This window comes from Streptococcus sp. 517s (assembly GCF_054445985.1).
Map to the genome: position 1 here is coordinate 1,678,327 of NZ_CM136847.1, position 18,093 is coordinate 1,696,419.

Here is an 18,093-nt window from a genome sequence, read left to right on the forward strand (position 1 = left end):
TCCATTTTTGTGCTTTTGTATTGATTTTCGTTACAATTTGTGTCTGAATTTATTGCATTTCGCTAATTTCTATGATATCTTTTTAAAGGAGGTATATATGACAAAACAAAAAATTAATCGAATTGTCGGTTCAATCGGGGCCTTTATTGGAATTATTGTATTTATCGCCTACATCCCACAAATTTTTGCCAATTTACAAGGCAACAAAGCTCAACCATTCCAGCCTTTATCCGCAGCAGTATCTTGTTTAATTTGGGTTATTTATGGATGGACAAAAGAACCTAAGAAGGATTGGATACTAATTATTCCAAACTCAGCTGGCGTTGTCTTAGGTGGACTGACATTTCTCACTGCACTATAAAAGTTACTAGCATATAATCAAAAAGCTGAGAGGAGTTTCTCAGCTTTTTTCTATATTCTCAGATAATTAAACGCCTGCACTCACTAATTTCCGTTTTTCCACTCACAATCATTCTCATGGTCATCAACCAGACCTGCAGCCTGAAGAAAAGATAAAACGGCAACTGGGCCTGTGAACTTGAAACCTCGTTTTTTTAGATCTTTGGCTAATTTTTCAGACAAGACTGTTTTAGCAGGTGCCTGGCGATAGTCAGGAACATCATTCACGATAGTTTTTCCCTCAACAAAGGACCAGAGATAAGTGTCAAAAGAGCCATAGGTTTTCTGGACTTGTAAAAATGCTTGGGCGTTGGCACGCGTCGCAAAGAGCTTGGCTCGATTTCGGATGATAGCTGGATTATCTAACAAGGCTTCCAACTCCGCATCTGTCATCTCTGCGACCGCTTGAATTTGATAGTCATGAAATGCTTCTCGGAATCCTTGGCGCTTGTTTAGCACCGTTTCCCAAGACAGACCAGCCTGATAGGTCTCCAAACAAAGCAACTCAAAAAGGGCGCGGTCATCATGGAGGGGCTGTCCCCACTCCTCGTCATGATAGGCTACATATAAAGGGTTATTCATTTTTACCCAGCCACAACGTTTTGGCATAGACTTCTCCTATTTCACCAACATTTTAAGAGCAGACTTGATATAGTTCTCTGCTGTATCCGTCGTTCCTTCAAAGAATTTCTTGATTTTCTTGAGCTCGGTCGCCTTGTAGCCCAGCGCCAACATGGCTTCCATAGCTTCTTCCAGTTCTTGGTTTTCAGCGCTGGTTTGCACTGCGACTTTAGCAGGAAGGTCATCACTAGCCACGACTACCTTGCCTTCCAAGTCCAGCACCATCTGCTGGGCTGTTTTCTTACCAATTTTAGGGAACTTAGTCAAGTAGGTGATGTTCTTGGTCTCGATTGCTTGAACCAAGCCAGCATTGTCATCGGCAGCGATGATAGCAAGAGCTGATACAGGACCAATCCCTGAAACCGAGATCAAACTGAGAAAGAGCTTCTTCTCATCTTCTGAGCGAAAACCATAGAGCAGATGGGCATCCTCACGGACAACTTGGTGCACATAGATCTGAGTTTTTTGATTAACCTGACCTGAGTAAGCATAGGGATTGGCTACATGCAAGATATAACCGATACCATTTGTCTCTAGGACAATGTATTTAGCAGTGATTTTGGTAATGATTCCTTTTAGATATTCGTACATAGTTTTTCTCCATTATTTTGCCTATCTAGTATACCATATTTTCCCAAGACAGACTGCAACAAAAGGTGCAACCTCTGGTTGACAAATAGTACAGGAGATTGTATTCTCATTATAAGTAAAAATTGTTAGGATAGAGGTAGAAAAAGGAGGATAGAATGATGAAACTCGCAGAAAAACTATTTGAGCTCCGCAAGGAAAAAGGTTGGTCCCAGGAAAAGCTAGCAGAACAAATCAACGTTTCTCGGCAAAGCATCTCAAAATGGGAGTCTGGACAAGTCCTTCCAGAAATCGAAAAAATCATTGAATTAAGCAAGATTTTCCAAGTAACAACTGACTATCTACTACTGGATGAAAACTCTGAAAAAGGTTCCACAGCAGTGACCTTGGAAGAAGACAAGGACAAATACTATAAAGAGGTTAAATCCTATGGCCTCTGGCGAGTGATTTATATTTTCGTCTTAGCTCTGGCCATCTATCTCTTTTTAGCTGGTTCTAGTTTCCCAGCTGAATTCACTGCCTGGATTTGGCTGACCTTCGTTCTCTTGATTGCTTCTGCAGTTGCTATCAACAAGGCTCTCAAAACCAAACAGCGTTATCTTGATAAGGTGATTGGTCTTGAGAATCCTTTAGACCATGACGACTCTACAAAATCTTGAATCACCTAGTTCAGTTTTCACAACACTTTTTATAGGACTGGTCTTGTCAAGCAAGTGTAAACCTCGTGTAAACTTGCCCAAATCCAATCAAAGTTCCTACCTTAGAAAAACTAAAAAGCCTTGTTCAAAAAGGAACAAAGGCTTTTTGTGTTCTTAATATTTCCCCAACTCACGAAGACTGGTGTGATTTTCCTGAATACGTCGGAACATCTTTTCCATATCCGACTTGGTAAAATGCACCAAAACGGGACGTCCGTGGGGACAGTTATAGGGATTGTCACATTGAGAGAGCTGATAAAGGAGTTGTCTGGCTGAGTGGTCATCGATACGATGGTTGGCCTTGATAGACCGCTTGCAGGACATCATGATAGCCAGCTCTGCTCGGTATTTCTTGATAGAAACTTCCTTGGTCAAGAGGAGCATGTCACACATTTCATAGATGCCTGATTCGATTTCCTCTTCGGCCATCCAGATAGGATGTTCACGTAGGATAAATTGATTTTCTCCGTACTCTGCCAAAAAGACGCCCACGTCCTCCAAAAGAGGCATTCTTTCCCTGAGACGAAGGGCATCATCTGCTGGGAATTCAAAGATGTAGGGCACTAAGAGTTGCTGCTGACTCTGGTCAACATTGCCGATGCTTTCACGATACTCCTCGTACTTAACCCTTTCCTGAGCCGCGTGCTGGTCTATGATGTAGAGGCCATCTCGCCCTTGGGCAAAGAGATAAGTCCCGTGCATTTGTCCGAAAAACTCCAACTCTGGGAAACTAGATGACTCCTCTCGTTCCAGCTTGTCATAAGCCTTATCGAGACTAGCAAGGTCTAACTCTGGATGATCTAGTTGGTCATAGCTGACAGGTTTTCTCTCTGCGAAATGGAGTTTGGTCTGCTTGGTCAGTTGCTCCAAGGTTTCCTTGGCAAACAGGGTTAAATCCTGCCCTTCCTCAGTTAATTCAACCTGATGATCAGCTACCTCAGCTTGACTAGGCTTTGAGAGTTCTGTTTTTTCATAGTAAAGCGTATTTTCTTTGAGTGGGAGAATGGTCTGCTCTACCTTTTGACGATTACGCACGGTCGACTTGGCAAGATTTTCCAAAGCATCTGGAATCAGAGCTTGCTCTTTGAGACTATTAGAAATGGCCTCTGAAAGCAGCGCCATTAGTTCTCTTTCCTTAGAAATTCGCACCTCTTGCTTGGTCGGATGCACATTGACATCAGCCAGATAAGGATCGATATGGATGTGAATGACAGCCAGTGGAAAACGTCCCACCATGAGCTTGCTTCCATAACCGTCAAGAATAGCACGATTTAGTAGAAAGTTCTTGATATAACGGCCATTGATGAAGAGGCTGATATAGTTACGATTTGCTCGGGTTAACTCAGGCAAAGACACAAAGCCTGAAATTTCGAAATCTAGGTCAGAATTCTCAATGGCAATCATCTTCTTGGCACTCGCCAAACCATAAATTCCTGCGATGGCTTGACGCAGTTGACCAGTCCCTGCTGTCCGCGTCATTTCCTTGCCATCACTGATTAAACTAAAAGAAATCTCAGGATGGGCCAATCCCATACGGTTGACAATATCAATGATATGAGACAACTCCGCTTGCTGGCTCTTCATATACTTGAGACGGGCAGGTGTGTTGAAAAAGAGGTCCTCCACACAAACCTTGGTCCCCACAGGACTAGTCGCTGGAATGACTTCCTCAACTTCACCCCCACGCGCGATTAGCTTAGTCCCATGACTCGCACCATCCACTGCCGTCAACAGAGTCAGCACACTAACAGAAGCGATAGAGGGCAGGGCTTCACCACGAAAACCAAGCGTCCGAATCCGAAAGAGGTCTGCTTGATTTTTTATCTTACTGGTCGCATGTCGACGCAAGGCCAATTCCACCTCATCGTGGGCAATTCCATGACCATTATCAGTGATTTGAATTTTCTTGAGACCAGCTTCTTCAATCTCAATGATAATCTGGCTAGAACCAGCGTCAATGGCATTTTCTACCAACTCTTTGACCACACTGGCAGGACGTTCGATGACCTCTCCTGCTGCGATCTGGTTTGCCAGCACCTCTGGCAATTCAATAATATGAGACATCTTTCAGCCCCTTTCTGTATCTATTTTCCTAGAAATTGATTAGTGCTATTATACCATATTTCAGATAGGACCGAAAAATCAAGCGCCACATAGACTCCAAATCCCTCCACATAGACAAAGTCCCTTGCCATGGGTCGTAAAATAGTGTTTAATAAAGGTGTACAGGAAGTGATCACAATTTTGTATGAAATGTAAGGAGAAAAATTTATGAAAGTAGAACTACAGATTAGCGAGTTTTACAAGGAAGAAAAGCTGATTGTCCAAGCACCTCAAGAAACCAAAAAAGTCCAAAAAGTCATCGAATTTGCTGAAAATCTTGACCAAAAAGAAACAATCAAAGGAAAGATTGATGGTCAGGTCTATCTAGTTGAAATTGGCAAGATTCAGCGCTTCTATATCGAGAATCGAAAGGTTCTAGCAGAAACGTCGAGTCAGACCTACAGCATTGATTTGCGACTCTATCAAGTTCTTGAAATTCTACCGACCACTTTTATCCAAATTTCCCAATCTGAAATCGTCAATATCGACTCGATCTCTCATCTCAAGCTCACGCCCAACGGTCTGGTTGAAATTTTCTTAAAAAACGAAAGCTTCACCTACTCTTCACGCCGTTACCTAAAAACCATCAAGGAGAAATTAGAACTATGAAAAAACAAGTATTTCACGACGCAGCTGCTGGCGTCCTCATCGGCCTCATCCTCTCTATCATCTTTTCACTCATTTATGCACCAAATACCTATGCCCCACTGAGTCCCGAGTCTCTTATCGGCCAAGTGATGGTTCAACATCAGGTTCATGGTGCCCTGGTCTTGCTCTACTGCACGATTATCTGGTCAGCTATCGGCGTTCTCTTTAGCTTTGGCAGCCGCTTATTCAATCGTGACTGGAGCCTGCTCCGTGCCACACTTTCCCATTTCTTCCTCATGCTGGCTGGCTTTGTTCCACTAGCAACTCTGGCTGGTTGGTTCCCCTTCCACTGGACCTTCTATCTCCAGCTTATTCCAGAGTTTGCGATCGTCTACCTCATCATCTGGGTTATTCTCTATAAAAGAGAAGCAAAAAAAGTAGACCACATCAATCAACTCTTGGCCCATAAAAAGTAATAGAGAAAAAGCCCACTCACAAAAATGTGAATGGGCTCTTTTTATAATTTTTGTTTGAGCTCAAACAAGACATTCATAGCCTGCATAGGTGTCATATTGTAAACATCCAGTTCTGCTAATTCTGCTAGAATAGGATGCTCTTCAGGCGCATCAAAGAGTGACATCTGCTCTGTGACAGCACTTGTTTCTCTCATCGGAGCAGGACTTTCCGTCCCTTGACTCTCCAGTTGAGTCAAAATCTTATCCGCTCTTGCTAAAAGTTCTGCTGGTAAGCCAGCAATCTTAGCCACATGGATACCGTAGGATTTGTCAGCTGGCCCTGGTTCAATCTTGTGAAGGAAGGTGACCTGCCCATCCTGCTCCAAGGTTGCCACGTGAACATTGACCAAGTGTTCCAGGCTAGACCCCAGACTGGTCAACTCATGATAGTGAGTCGCAAAGAGGGTTTTGGCTCCGATATGCTCATGGATGTATTCGATGATGGATTGAGCAAGAGCCATCCCATCATAAGTCGCAGTTCCTCGACCTAATTCATCAAAGAGAATGAGTGAGTCCTTGGTCGCATGCGAAATGGCATTGTTGGCCTCCATCATTTCTACCATAAAGGTTGATTGACCTGAAACCAAGTCATCTGCTGCTCCGATACGAGTAAAGATGGCATCGAAAATAGGCAAATGGGCACTCTCAGCAGGAACATAGGAACCCAGCTGGGCCATAACCGCCGTCATGGCTAACTGACGCATGTAGGTTGACTTCCCGCTCATGTTCGGTCCTGTAATCAGTTGAATGCTCGTATCTTCTGACATCTGGATACTGTTTGGAATGTAGGTCTGTGCTCCCATGACCTTTTCGACGACAGCATGACGCCCTTTTTGGATATCGATTTGTGAACCCTCTCCAAACTCAGGTCGAATCAAATGCTGGGTCTCAGCCACAACTGAAAGACTTTGCAAGACATCAACTGTCGCAATTCCTTGGGCTAGAGCCTGCAAGCGCTGGATGTACTTGCTGACTTCCTCACGGATGCGCATAAAGATTTCATATTCTAGGTTGGCTGACTTTTCACGCGCCTCCAGCATATCCCCCTCGATACGGGCTAATTCCTCAGTACCAAAGCGTTCTGAGTTTTTCAACGTTGCCTTGCGGAAAAAGTGGGCAGGTACATTTCCCAGTTGCGAATTGGTTACATGGAAATAGTAGCCATCTTTTTTATTGTAGTCAATCTTGAGCGTACTGATGCCAGAGTTTTCTCTCTCCTTAGCCTCAATCTCAGCAATCCAGCTAGTTCCTTCTCTGAGCACACGACGGTACTTGTCTAAGGTTTCATCAAATCCAGTTCGGATAATGCCACCTTCCGTAATCACGTGAGGAGCTTCGGGAGAAATCGCTGCGCTAATCAAACTCTCCAACTCAGGGATGGCATCTAACTGTTCGATAAGATAGGCCAGAGCAGGCTGCTCCATGCCTTCTAAAATCGCACGAATCCGTGGTACACTGGATAAGGTGGTCGCTAACTGCAAGAGATCCTTGGGATTGGTCTTGCCAAAAGAAACCCGACTAGCCAAACGTTCGATGTCATAAACACCCTTGAGACTATCCGTTAAATCGCTGCGCTCAAAGAAGTGGTCAAGAAAGACCTGCACCACCTCTTGACGTTGGACGATTCGCTCCTTATCAATCAAAGGACGATGAATCCAAGAACGCAAGAGCCGCATTCCCATAGCTGTTTTGGTTTCATCTAAAAGCCAGAAAAGACTGCCTTGCTTCTTACCTGAACGGGCATTCTCAACCAAATCCAGACTAGCCTTGGTCGCATAATCCATCTGCAAGAAATCTTTGATTTCATAGCGGATAACAGGTTTGAGGTGGTTCAATTCCCGCATCTGGGTCCGGTGAACATACTGGAGCAGCTTACTAGCTGCTGCTTGCTCCACATCTGCCAGTCGTGGATCTAGTAAATGAAGGTCCTCAAAGCCTTCCTTCTCATAAGAAAGCACCAGATTCATCTGACGGCTGAGGATTTGTTCTTCTTCCTCAGACAAGTCATAACCCAGCACCACTTCACGAGCCTTGAGGTTACGGATTTCCCCACAAACCAACGTAAAATCCAACAGCCCCGTCACATAGAAATCACCCGTCACCAAATCCATATAAGCCAGACCAAATTGATTGCCATCACGATCTAAGGCAACCAAGAAATTATTCTGACTATCCGGCTTACTGCTATCGACGACCGTTCCAGGTGTGATGACCTGAACCACCTCTCGCTTGACAACACCAACCGCTTGTTTGGGATCTTCCATCTGTTCTGCAATGGCAACTTTATAGCCCTGCTCAATCAGAACATCGATATACTGTTGGGCAGAATGATAGGGGACGCCCGCCATGGGTATCGGATTTTCTGCATTTTTATTCCGACTTGTTAAGGAAATTTCCAAAATTTGCGCTGCATTAATTGCATCTTCATAGAACAACTCGTAAAAATCACCCATTCGAAAAAGCAAAAAAGCATCTGGGTATTGTTTCTTAATATCCACATACTGTTGCATGCCGGGTGATAGCTTTTCTGTTGCCATTTTCCGTCTCTCCTTGCTAAAAATAAGTCTTGAGAGCAACTCCCAAGACCTTATTTATCTTTCATCAAATCTAGCAAACGATCTTCCATCAGCTTGGCAACGTGCTGGTCTCGACAAATAACCAATAAGGTATTAGCACCAGCAACCGTTCCTAAAATCCATTCATCCTTGTTTGCATCTACAATGTTTGCTAAGACTGCAGCTTCCCCAAGTTTGGTATGCAGTACCAAGGTGAACTCTGCTCTTGCAACTCCTTCTAAATGATGAGACAAAAACTCAACTAAATCAATCTTATCTGTCTCATTTGCTAGTACATAATACACCATATCATTTTTCTTAACCTTGGTCAAGCCGATTTCACGCAAATCACGTGACAAAGTCGTTTGTGTCACATAAACATTACGAGCTTCTAAACGATCTTGAATCTCTTTTTGTGTCCCAAGTTTCTCTTCGGTGATCATCTTTTTAATCAATTGATGCCGTTCTCTTTTTCTCATATTATCCTCTTAAGTGAATATTTATAACAAATTTTACATTTATTTTATAACTACATTATACCAAAAAAAATAGAGAATTCAAAAAAATTCTTTTCTTTCTCAAAAAATGTAGTAAATTGTGTTAAAATAGTAAAAAAGCCCAAAAGGAGCCCTTATGAATACAAAAGAATTGATTGCTAGCGAGTTGGCTAGCGTCATTGATAGCCTGGATCAAGAGGCTATTTTAAATTTACTGGAAACACCTAAAAACTCAGAAATGGGAGACATCGCCTTCCCTGCCTTTTCTCTAGCAAAGGTCGAGCGTAAAGCTCCTCAAATGATTGCAGCAGATATTGCTGAAAAAATCAATAGTCAAGCCTTTGAAAAGGTTGTTGCTACTGGACCTTACGTCAACTTTTTCCTTGATAAATCTGCTATTTCGGCTCAAGTATTGCAGGATGTTATCACTGAAAAAGAGCACTATGCCGACCAAACCATTGGTAAGCAAGAAAATGTCGTTATCGATATGTCTAGTCCCAATATCGCAAAACCATTCTCTATTGGGCACTTGCGTTCAACCGTTATCGGGGATAGCTTGTCACATATTTTCCAAAAAATCGGCTATCAAACGGTCAAGGTCAACCACCTAGGAGACTGGGGCAAACAGTTTGGAATGCTGATCGTTGCCTACAAGAAATGGGGAAATGAGGAAGCCGTTAAAGCGCATCCAATCGATGAACTTCTTAAACTCTACGTTCGCATCAATGCTGAAGCTGAAAAAGATCCTAGCTTGGACGAAGAAGCACGCGAATGGTTCCGTAAACTGGAAAATGGAGATGAGGAAGCCCTCGCTCTCTGGCAATGGTTCCGTGATGAAAGTTTAGTGGAATTCAACCGCCTTTACAATGAATTGCAAGTCGAATTTGACAGCTACAACGGAGAAGCCTTTTACAATGATAAGATGGATGCTGTTGTAGACATTCTCGCTGAAAAAGGACTTCTTGTTGAGTCAGAGGGAGCCCAAGTTGTCAATCTTGAGAAATATGGAATTGAACATCCAGCCCTTATCAAAAAATCTGACGGTGCAACTCTCTATATCACACGTGACTTGGCTGCAGCCCTCTACCGTAAAAACGAATACCAATTTGCAAAATCCATCTATGTTGTTGGTCAAGAGCAATCTGCCCACTTCAAACAACTCAAGGCAGTACTACAAGAGATGGGCTACGGTTGGAGCCAAGACATTGTCCATGTTCCGTTTGGATTGGTAACAAAAGAAGGGAAAAAACTCTCTACTCGTAAAGGAAATGTCATCTTACTAGAGCCGACTATTGCAGAAGCTGTTAGTCGTGCCAAAGCCCAAATCGAAGCGAAAAATCCTGAGTTAGAAAATAAAGACCAGGTTGCCCACGCTGTTGGAGTTGGGGCTATCAAGTTCTATGATCTTAAGACCGACCGTACAAATGGATACGACTTCGGCCTTGAAGCTATGGTATCCTTTGAAGGAGAAACTGGACCTTACGTTCAATACGCCTACGCTCGTATCCAATCTATCTTGCGCAAAGCCGATTTCAAACCAGATACAGCTGGCAACTACAGCCTGAATGATGCTGAAAGCTGGGAAATCATTAAACTACTCCAAGACTTCCCGCGTATTATCAATCGTGCAGCAGATAACTTTGAACCTTCTATCATTGCGAAATTTGCGATTAGTTTGGCTCAAGCCTTTAACAAATATTATGCACATACACGCATCTTGGATGAAAGCCCAGAACGGAACAGCCGTCTAGCCCTCAGCTACGCAACTGCAGTCGTTCTCAAAGAAGCTCTTCGTTTGCTCGGAGTAGAAGCGCCTGAGAAGATGTAAATCGTTACAAGAGACTGGAACTAAAGCTCCTAGTCTCTTGACGGCAATCGCTATATGGCGAATTGCCTAAACGCTTCACTAATTCACCTAACCAAATAATATCGATTTGGTTAGGCTCATGTCGTAATCTTTTAATCACTTTATTGTAAAGCAATCTAATACTCAATGAAAATCAAAGAGCAAACTAGGAATCTAGCCGCAGGCTGTACTTGAGTACGGTAAGGCGACGCTGACGTGGTTTGAATTTGATTTTCGAAGAGTATAAGTAACTAACGCCAAATCCTATCAAGGATTTGGCTTGGCGCTTCACTAACTTATCAAACTAAATAACATCGATTTAGTTTGATTTAGGTTCTAATCTTTTAAATTACTTGAAAGCAATCTGAAAGATTGAGGCAAAATAACATTTATATTTTGTTCGGCGTTGCAGCTATTCAATGAAACAATTTATTCACTTTTACTATTTCTTTATCATATGGGAGATTTCTTATGAGCCAATATGCTTATATCCTCGTTATAATTAGCTTGGTTTTCCTTTTTCTGCTCAATAAGTACGAGAAGGAAAGACTTCAAAAGCTCTACCAAGAGCAACTCTTGAAGGATGAAATATTTAAGGCTGACATCAAAGAGAAAATTCACACGACTGACAACATCAATGATGTCATTGCACATATCAATAAAACTTACCATCTGGGAATATTGCTATCAAAAGACATCACAGATCAATTAAAATGACCAAAATCCGAGAAGTTTTCTTCTCGGATTTTTATTCGCCCTAGTCAACATCATCCCCTTGAAACAGCCACAGTTATTCTTATATGATTTTTGTGAATTTTTCAGGATTTTCCAACTTTTTTCAAAATATTCTTGCATTTCTTTTAAGTTTTTTGTAAAATAGAAGCTACCTATTCAGATTATTCTGAAAATTCAAAAACGGGAGCGTCTATTATGTCACAAGTTACTTTATCAAGCCAGTCAACCTGGACAAGCAAACTAAAGGCAATGGGGCCAGGTATCCTAATGGCTTCTGCCGCCGTTGGAGGTTCTCACATCGTATCCTCCACTCAAGCTGGTGGTTCTTATGGTTGGTCACTACTCCTCTTGGTTATCTTGGCCAATGTTTTTAAATATCCATTTTTCCGTTTTGGTGCAGAATATACTGCCGATACTGGTAAAACCTTGGTCGAAGGCTATGCTGAAAAAGGCAAGTTCTATCTCTGGATTTTCTTTATCCTCAATGTCTTTTCTGCTATGGTCAACACAGCCGGGGTTGCTATCCTTTGCTCAGCCATCATCGCTAGCGCTTTTCCAATGATCGGTCTTAGCATCACTCAATGGTCCCTCATCCTTGTTGCAGTCATTTGGGCCATGCTACTCTTTGGTGGCTACAAACTGTTGGATGGTATGGCAAAATGGATCATGTCAGCTTTGACTATTGCAACTGTTCTTGCAGTTATCATTGCAGCAATTAAGCACCCAGAATACAGCTCTGATTTTGTCGAGAAGACACCTTGGCAAATGGCAGCCCTCCCTTTTATCGTTTCCCTCCTAGGATGGATGCCTGCCCCTATTGAAATTTCAGCCATCAACTCACTCTGGTCTGCTGAAAAGAAAAAGACCGTCAACTTTAATACAGAGGATGCTCTTTTCGACTTTAACGTTGGTTACATTGGAACTGCTATCCTGGCTGTATTCTTTGTAGCACTCGGAGCACTCATTCAGTATCCTACAGGACAAGCAGTTGAAGCCGCTTCAGCCAAATACATCTCTCAATTCGTGGGTATGTATGCCTCTGTTCTTGGAGAATGGTCCCGTTATTTGATCACCTTCATCGCCTTTCTCTGTATCTTTGGAACAGTCATTACTGTTATCGATGGCTATTCCCGCGTTAATCAAGTTTCCCTACGACTCTTGTTAAGTCAAAAAGAGGATGATAGCAAATCTTTGAACATCTGGATGACCCTCACAGCTATTATCGGTATCGTCATCATCAAGTTCTTTGCTGGTCAAGTTTCAACCATGCTTCGCTTCGCCATGATCGGTTCTTTCCTGACAACACCATTCTTCGCGCTTTTGAACTATGTATTGGTGACACGTGAAAATAAAAATCTTCCTTCTTGGCTAAAACTCCTCGCTATCGCAGGATTGATTTTCCTCTTTGGCTTCGCTATCTTCTTTATCTATGCACTTGCCATCGGAAAAGCAGGATAGTTTATAAAATGGCACCCTTAAGGGGTGCTTTTTGTATACACAAAAAGCAGTTGAAAATCTCAACTGCCCCTCAGTACTACTTTATTTTTCTGTCTCTAACTCATACAAATCCGCAATAATCGCTGCGACCTTTTTAATATCTCCCAGCATACCACGCATTTCAAAGTCTGCTAGGACCGGGAAGCCAAAACGCTGGCTATACTGCTTGGCTGTCAGGCAGTATTGATTGTTAAAATTGCGATTGCCAGATCCCACTACCCCAAAACACTTACTAGCATTGTCTCCATAAGCGATAAAATCCCCCACTGGAGTCGTAAGAATCTCAACATTGCCGTTATCGACACCATTTCCACCTTCCAGATAGGTCGGCAAGAAAGCGACATAGGAATGCTTCATTTCAAAGAATTCTTGGCCTTCCTTGACCAAATCCTTGATATGGATTTTTTGGACCTCAATCCCTTCGTACTGGGACAAGAGATAGTCCTTGAGTCGAGTTACAAAACTCTCTGTATTCCCACTCAGACTGATATATACTAAGGATATTTTTTTCATGTTGACCTCGATTTTTTGTTTACGATTTAAAAAGAACTACCAAGATTGTAACTTGATAGTTCTTTTTTGTCAATACTTAGGCAACTTCTTCTGCTTCGACTTCTTCGGCCAAATCCTTTTGCTGGCGCCACATCTTGTAAAAGACTAAGGCTAAAAAGAGAACATTGATGATTATGAACAAAATATTTGTCCCTTTTGCTAATGCTCCCATTCCTAAGCCGAGGGTAGTATCTTTGATTAATTGAACTGCATCTTGAACGTTCATATAGCTATAAACCAAACCAACAATAGCTAGTAAAACATAGCCAATATAAGTATAGTTTGCAAGTTGCACGTTTTTACGTACGAGAAATACAAAGGCTACTACAACTAAAATTGCAGATAAAACAATCAACAACATATTAAAAATAGAGTGAGAGGATTCTGACACTTTGTAAGTATAGTTGATCGTGTCTTCTAATTGCTGGGCAGTGAGCGTCCCGCTATTCGCCAGGCTAGCACGAAGAGTATCTTTACTTGGCAATGGACTCAAGATTCCAAATAATGACATAGCCGAAATGAGGGCTGATAGGACTAACAAAACCCAAAGATAAATAGGATTCTTTTTCATGTTTTCCTCCATAAGATATTTTGAACATTATAGCATTTTTTGTACAGGAATACAACTTTTACAAGCTGGTTTCAACTTGTTTCCGATAAGCTTTCGGTGATTTTCCGCACAATTTACGGAAAACCTTGTAGAAATATCCAACATTACTGTAGCCAACTGCATAGCAAATATCTTCGATGCTATCACTGGTCGAAAGTAAGAGTTGCTGCGCCGCCTTAATTCGCTGTTTATTGAGCAATTCCGCAAAGGTTGAATTGGTTTCTCTCTTGATTAGCTGACCGAGATAGACAGGATTGATAAAGAGATCCTTGCTGATATCCTTAAGCGAGAGCTCTTTCTGATAATCACGCCCAATCACCTCCAGAACGCTCACCACATTTTCATTCATGCGGTACTGGCCAAAGAACTTGGTCAAGGTTTCTTTGATATAGGCAACCAATTCTTCAAAGGAGTTAATGGCATGGATAGCTTTGACAATCTCGGTCATATCATCTGCTTTTAGGTGTTCAAACAAATGAAAGACATCCATGACAAACTGGGTGAAAAGTTGCTTCGTTATGGCTACGCGCGGAGTGTTCTCCAAGACGACCTTCTCTAGCAGGGTTAATTCTTCGATGATTTGATTGATATTCCCTTGGATAATCACCCGATAAATCGGCTCGTAATAAGCAAACAAACTCTCGGATTTTTCTAGATTAACTGAACCGTAGAAGAGAGCTTTTTCAGCATTGATCTTCCAATTCTCAAAGGACTGCTGGTAGGGTGCTTCAAATGGGGTTACGACGATGCCATCTAGTGGTTGATCAGAGATGAAAATCTGCCAATCTTGTCCCAAAACATAGTAAGGAATAGTGAAAGATCCTTGTTTTTCCTTTGAAAGACCTATCCACCAGCTGTCTTTACTCGCTAAGAAGTTGGTAAATCCTGCCTCATCCAATTCTTGACTGAGGGTCTGACTTTGCTCCACCTTTTCTTGAAGCTGTCTCGCAATTTTTTCTAATAGATGACTCAATTCCACCTTATCCACTGGCTTCACCAGATAATCCACAACACTAAGATTCATTGCTTTTTTGACGTAGTCAAATTCCTGATAACCTGACAGCAAGATATAATAGGTATCTGGAAGCAGCTCCTTCATTTCCTTAATCATCTCAAGTCCGGTCTTATCTGGCATGTTGACATCGGAAATGATCACATCTACTGGATTTTCCTTGACATAGTCCAATGCATCATCTGCGTGACTTGCTGTTGCGACGACTTGCATACCCCATTTTTCAAAGGGGATTAATCGCTTGAGCCCCTCTGTCACCATGTACTCATCGTCTACTAATAAAACTTTATACATTTCTACCCTTTCTATTCATTTTGAATAGTAATACGGTAACGAACACCTTCTTGCTCAGCTGACTCTACACTGATTTGGTAGCGATCCCCAAAATAGAGGACAAAGCGTTCGTGTACATTCACTATTCCAATTGATTGTCGCTCTCCACTATAGCTTGCCTCGTGTTCAAAACTTCTCTGAGCTAATTTCTCTTGCAAGCTAGCTAATTTCTCAGCAGTCATCCCGCGACCATTGTCTACTACTAAGATTTCAACAAAACCTTGGCCCTTTAAAACCTTGATACTGATCACATTGTCTATCCGCCTGTAATCAATACCATGAGCAAAGTAGTTTTCTACCAATGGTTGGAGCGTAAACTTGGGAATCTTCATATTTTCTAATTCGGGTGCAATCTTAAAACCATAGGCAACTGACTTTGGATAACGCACCATACAGAGATAGCTGTATTTGCGACAAAATTCTAATTCTTGCTTCAGCGTCGTTTCCCGCTCGTCGGAGATATTATTGCGTAGTAAACTGCTAAATTCATAGATAATATCCGCCAGTTCATCTTGGCTTTCCATGACGGCATACATGCGCAGAAACTCTAAGGTATTGTACATGAAGTGAGGATTGATTTGAGCTTGTAAGGCCCGCATATTGGCATCTTTCTGACTGAGCTCTAGCTGATAGATATCATGGATATTTTTTTCCAGTCGATCCAACATATCATTGGTGGTTTCTGCGATGAGGAGCAATTCTTGATCTTTTTCAGAAGTATCGATCCGAAGTCCCTCTTCTCCTTGGGCAATAACCTCGATAGACTCCACCAAATCCACAACCTGCCTTTGGTAATTGGAGAAGGTCTGCCTCAAGGTCACATATAAAATAATAATAAAGAGAACACTCAAACCAACAATGACAGCGGAACTAGTTAAAGTCCCAGTAAGAACAAAATTCTTTGGAACTGCTGATTGGACTTGATAGCCATGTGATGTCAAACCAACAATCCAATTTTCCCGTTCAGCTACTACATTTTCCCCTATATGAAACAATTCAGTATCAAAAGGGGAGGTGATCGTCACGGTCACAGGAATCAGACCGCGAGTATTATCAATTGCTTGGTAAAGTACATCCTGCGATAAAGAAATGTAGATAACACCTAGAGACTGATCGGAGTTAGGATCAAGTACTGGTATGGCAAAACTATTGGCTGCTGGTTTGAAATCCTCAGCAAGAATTTTCTCCCCACTACGTTTCTCTCTAGTAGAAACGTAGACTTCCTTGTAGTCTTGCAAAACAATTGCAACACCTGTCACAAAGTCATTTCTTACATACAAATCATCAATGTTTTCATACAAGGATACTGAGACATAGGGAGACGCTTTACGTTGCAACAGCCAGTAAAAATAATCCGATGTACTCAGACTAAAATACTTGTAAATCCCTTCAATTCGGGCTTGATTTTCAACCAAAGACTGAGCGAGTTGGGTTGACTCTCTGTGATAATATTCCACTTCACTTACTGTCCGAGTCGTCACACGTTGAGCTACTCGTTGGGCTTCTTTTTCACGGGAACTCCAGTCAGCGTAGGAGAGCATGACCGCAAAGCTTGCAATGATGACAATCATCACCAAGGTATAGATGCGCAATAGCGAGTGGAGCCAGAACGGCTTCATTTTATTTTGTCGCCAATTTTTCATGGATACTTTCATAAATAGGTTCCAACATATCACTGATAAAGAAATGCCACATCCCAATTCCTACAAAAAAGAGCAAGGCAGGCATATAATAACCAACTCCTACAAGGAGAGTCGTCCCGAGTAAAACCTTGGCAATCGCTGGTAAGCTCATGAAAATCCCGATAAGGGACAGTTTCAAAGTGTTTTGGTAGGATAAATCAAAGTACACCTGAAGTTTCAAGGAAACAGTATAGGCTAGAAAGACAAAAGCAACTACAAGGACATTGAGAAAGGTCGCCAAGAGGTGGAAAAGCGTCTGGTGGGGCAATTGAACTAGAAGATACAAACCATAAACTAACACTAAATCTACAAATACAAAACTATAGAAAGCTAGGTTGCTCTTGACAAAGTTACTCTTATATAGTTCCCAAGCTTCTTTCAAACTATAAGCTCGATAGGTATAACCGTGCTCCGCATACAAACTCATAAGGGTGGCACTAGCTGGTGCCAAACCAAAGATCACTCCTCCTGCTAGTGTTAATAGCCAGAAATAAGTCGTCGCAATCATTCCCAAAAAGATACGATTAAAGACGAATTCTAGAAATTTTCCCATGTTACTCTCCTTAAACTAACAATGTAATCATTATATCATATTTCAAGCGTTTTCAAAAATATAGAGTTCCCATTTACAATCTTCAAAAAGCGTGATACAATTGGTTTTATTAGTTTGCATCAAGGAGATTCTCATGAAGAAAAATATCTTAACCACCCTCTTAGCCGCCGTCCTCTACTTTCTCTGTGTGGGGATTGGAGTCTTCCTAGGACACCTAGTCGACCAGACAGGCAATATGTTCTACGCACCTGCCTTTTCTGCCCTTGTCGGTGGCAGTGTCTACATGTTTCTTTTGACGAAGGTCCCTCGTTTTGGCGCTATTACAACTCTAGGACTTTTTATGGCACTTTTCTTCCTAGCTAGCAAGCATGGCGCTGGTGCCTTTCTCCCAGGACTCGCCTGTGGTCTTGTAGCAGATGCCATCGCTCGTCTCGGCAACTATAAAGATCGAATCAAAAACACCCTCTCCTTCCTCGTCTTTGCTTTCAGCACAAGTGGTCCCATCCTCCTCATGTGGATTAGTCCCAAAGCTTATGAAGCAACTCTACTCGCTCGTGGTAAATCCCAGGAATACATTGACCGTATCATGGTCGCTCCAGAGCCAGACAAAATCCTTCTCTTTGTCGCAAGTATTCTCCTTGGTGCTGTAATGGGTGCTGTCATTGGGCAGTTTCTAAGTCAAAAAATCGCCGATAAAATGTAACATAAA

18 protein-coding genes are annotated in these 18,093 nt (G+C 42.1%); 8 read left to right on the top strand and 10 right to left on the bottom strand.

Features of this window, described 5'->3' with window-relative positions; translation table 11 throughout:
• Nucleotides 1–97 precede the first annotated feature (97 nt).
• Nucleotides 98–361 carry a SemiSWEET family transporter gene (locus ACVX3R_RS08410; protein ID WP_009729667.1) on the top strand — a complete coding sequence of 88 codons (264 nt, stop codon included), beginning with the start codon at nucleotides 98–100 and terminating at the stop codon, nucleotides 359–361.
• A gap of 83 nt (nucleotides 362–444) precedes the next feature.
• Here ACVX3R_RS08410 and ACVX3R_RS08415 read toward each other — a convergent pair whose 3' ends face one another.
• Both ACVX3R_RS08415 and ruvA read right to left on the bottom strand, forming a co-directional pair.
• Complete coding sequence (locus tag ACVX3R_RS08415) at nucleotides 445–1,008, bottom strand: DNA-3-methyladenine glycosylase I (RefSeq protein ID WP_458794858.1); 564 nt, start codon at nucleotides 1,006–1,008, stop codon at nucleotides 445–447.
• Between the two features lie 9 nt (nucleotides 1,009–1,017).
• A complete protein-coding gene (gene ruvA / locus ACVX3R_RS08420; protein ID WP_458794859.1) occupies nucleotides 1,018–1,611 on the bottom strand; it encodes a Holliday junction branch migration protein RuvA in 594 nt (197 codons plus the stop codon).
• Nucleotides 1,612–1,769: 158 nt separating this feature from the next.
• On the opposite strand from ruvA, the gene ACVX3R_RS08425 reads away from it, so the two are divergent.
• Entirely contained in the window at nucleotides 1,770–2,267 is a 498-nt protein-coding gene (locus tag ACVX3R_RS08425) for a helix-turn-helix domain-containing protein (RefSeq protein ID WP_458795685.1), read from the top strand.
• Between the two features lie 153 nt (nucleotides 2,268–2,420).
• Here the strand turns inward: ACVX3R_RS08425 and mutL are convergent, their stop codons facing one another.
• Complete coding sequence (gene mutL, locus ACVX3R_RS08430; protein ID WP_458794860.1) at nucleotides 2,421–4,370, bottom strand: DNA mismatch repair endonuclease MutL; 1,950 nt, start codon at nucleotides 4,368–4,370, stop codon at nucleotides 2,421–2,423.
• Between the two features lie 207 nt (nucleotides 4,371–4,577).
• Here mutL and ACVX3R_RS08435 point away from each other — a divergent pair, with 207 nt between their 5' ends.
• Together ACVX3R_RS08435 and ACVX3R_RS08440 are read left to right on the top strand one after the other, a co-directional pair.
• Nucleotides 4,578–5,018, top strand: a complete 441-nt coding sequence (locus ACVX3R_RS08435) for a LytTR family DNA-binding domain-containing protein (protein ID WP_458794861.1) — start codon at nucleotides 4,578–4,580, stop codon at nucleotides 5,016–5,018.
• A complete protein-coding gene (locus ACVX3R_RS08440; protein WP_458794862.1) occupies nucleotides 5,015–5,473 on the top strand; it encodes a DUF3021 domain-containing protein in 459 nt (152 codons plus the stop codon). Before ACVX3R_RS08435 ends, ACVX3R_RS08440 begins: the two co-directional genes overlap by 4 nt.
• A 41-nt stretch (nucleotides 5,474–5,514) precedes the next feature.
• Here ACVX3R_RS08440 and mutS read toward each other — a convergent pair whose 3' ends face one another.
• Nucleotides 5,515–8,049 (bottom strand): DNA mismatch repair protein MutS, encoded by a 2,535-nt coding sequence (gene mutS, locus ACVX3R_RS08445; protein ID WP_458794863.1) that lies wholly within the window; start codon nucleotides 8,047–8,049, stop codon nucleotides 5,515–5,517.
• Between the two features lie 50 nt (nucleotides 8,050–8,099).
• Nucleotides 8,100–8,546 (bottom strand): arginine repressor, encoded by a 447-nt coding sequence (gene argR, locus ACVX3R_RS08450; RefSeq protein WP_001231483.1) that lies wholly within the window; start codon nucleotides 8,544–8,546, stop codon nucleotides 8,100–8,102.
• Nucleotides 8,547–8,700: 154 nt separating this feature from the next.
• Here argR and argS point away from each other — a divergent pair, with 154 nt between their 5' ends.
• From argS to ACVX3R_RS08465, 3 genes are all read left to right on the top strand, one after another.
• Nucleotides 8,701–10,392: an arginine--tRNA ligase gene (gene argS, locus ACVX3R_RS08455; RefSeq protein WP_458794864.1), complete on the top strand. Its 1,692-nt coding sequence runs from the start codon at nucleotides 8,701–8,703 to the stop codon at nucleotides 10,390–10,392.
• A 489-nt stretch (nucleotides 10,393–10,881) separates the two neighbouring features.
• Entirely contained in the window at nucleotides 10,882–11,127 is a 246-nt protein-coding gene (locus tag ACVX3R_RS08460; RefSeq protein ID WP_458794865.1) for a MarR family transcriptional regulator, read from the top strand.
• A gap of 213 nt (nucleotides 11,128–11,340) precedes the next feature.
• Nucleotides 11,341–12,603: an NRAMP family divalent metal transporter gene (locus tag ACVX3R_RS08465; RefSeq protein WP_220106713.1), complete on the top strand. Its 1,263-nt coding sequence runs from the start codon at nucleotides 11,341–11,343 to the stop codon at nucleotides 12,601–12,603.
• 81 nt (nucleotides 12,604–12,684) lie between these two features.
• Here ACVX3R_RS08465 and nrdI read toward each other — a convergent pair whose 3' ends face one another.
• The 5 genes from nrdI to ACVX3R_RS08490 all read right to left on the bottom strand — a co-directional run bounded on the left by nrdI (nucleotide 12,685) and on the right by ACVX3R_RS08490 (nucleotide 17,384).
• A complete protein-coding gene (nrdI, locus tag ACVX3R_RS08470; RefSeq protein WP_458794866.1) occupies nucleotides 12,685–13,155 on the bottom strand; it encodes a class Ib ribonucleoside-diphosphate reductase assembly flavoprotein NrdI in 471 nt (156 codons plus the stop codon).
• A gap of 76 nt (nucleotides 13,156–13,231) precedes the next feature.
• Nucleotides 13,232–13,765: an ABC transporter permease gene (locus tag ACVX3R_RS08475; protein ID WP_458794867.1), complete on the bottom strand. Its 534-nt coding sequence runs from the start codon at nucleotides 13,763–13,765 to the stop codon at nucleotides 13,232–13,234.
• A 58-nt stretch (nucleotides 13,766–13,823) separates the two neighbouring features.
• Nucleotides 13,824–15,110, bottom strand: a complete 1,287-nt coding sequence (locus ACVX3R_RS08480) for a response regulator transcription factor (protein ID WP_458794868.1) — start codon at nucleotides 15,108–15,110, stop codon at nucleotides 13,824–13,826.
• Nucleotides 15,111–15,121: 11 nt separating this feature from the next.
• Nucleotides 15,122–16,792 carry a sensor histidine kinase gene (locus ACVX3R_RS08485; RefSeq protein WP_458795686.1) on the bottom strand — a complete coding sequence of 557 codons (1,671 nt, stop codon included), beginning with the start codon at nucleotides 16,790–16,792 and terminating at the stop codon, nucleotides 15,122–15,124.
• Nucleotides 16,770–17,384: a YesL family protein gene (locus ACVX3R_RS08490; protein WP_458794869.1), complete on the bottom strand. Its 615-nt coding sequence runs from the start codon at nucleotides 17,382–17,384 to the stop codon at nucleotides 16,770–16,772. The genes ACVX3R_RS08485 and ACVX3R_RS08490 overlap by 23 nt, the downstream gene beginning before the upstream one ends.
• A gap of 133 nt (nucleotides 17,385–17,517) precedes the next feature.
• On the opposite strand from ACVX3R_RS08490, the gene ACVX3R_RS08495 reads away from it, so the two are divergent.
• A complete protein-coding gene (locus tag ACVX3R_RS08495; protein WP_458794870.1) occupies nucleotides 17,518–18,087 on the top strand; it encodes an MptD family putative ECF transporter S component in 570 nt (189 codons plus the stop codon).
• Nucleotides 18,088–18,093 lie beyond the last annotated feature (6 nt).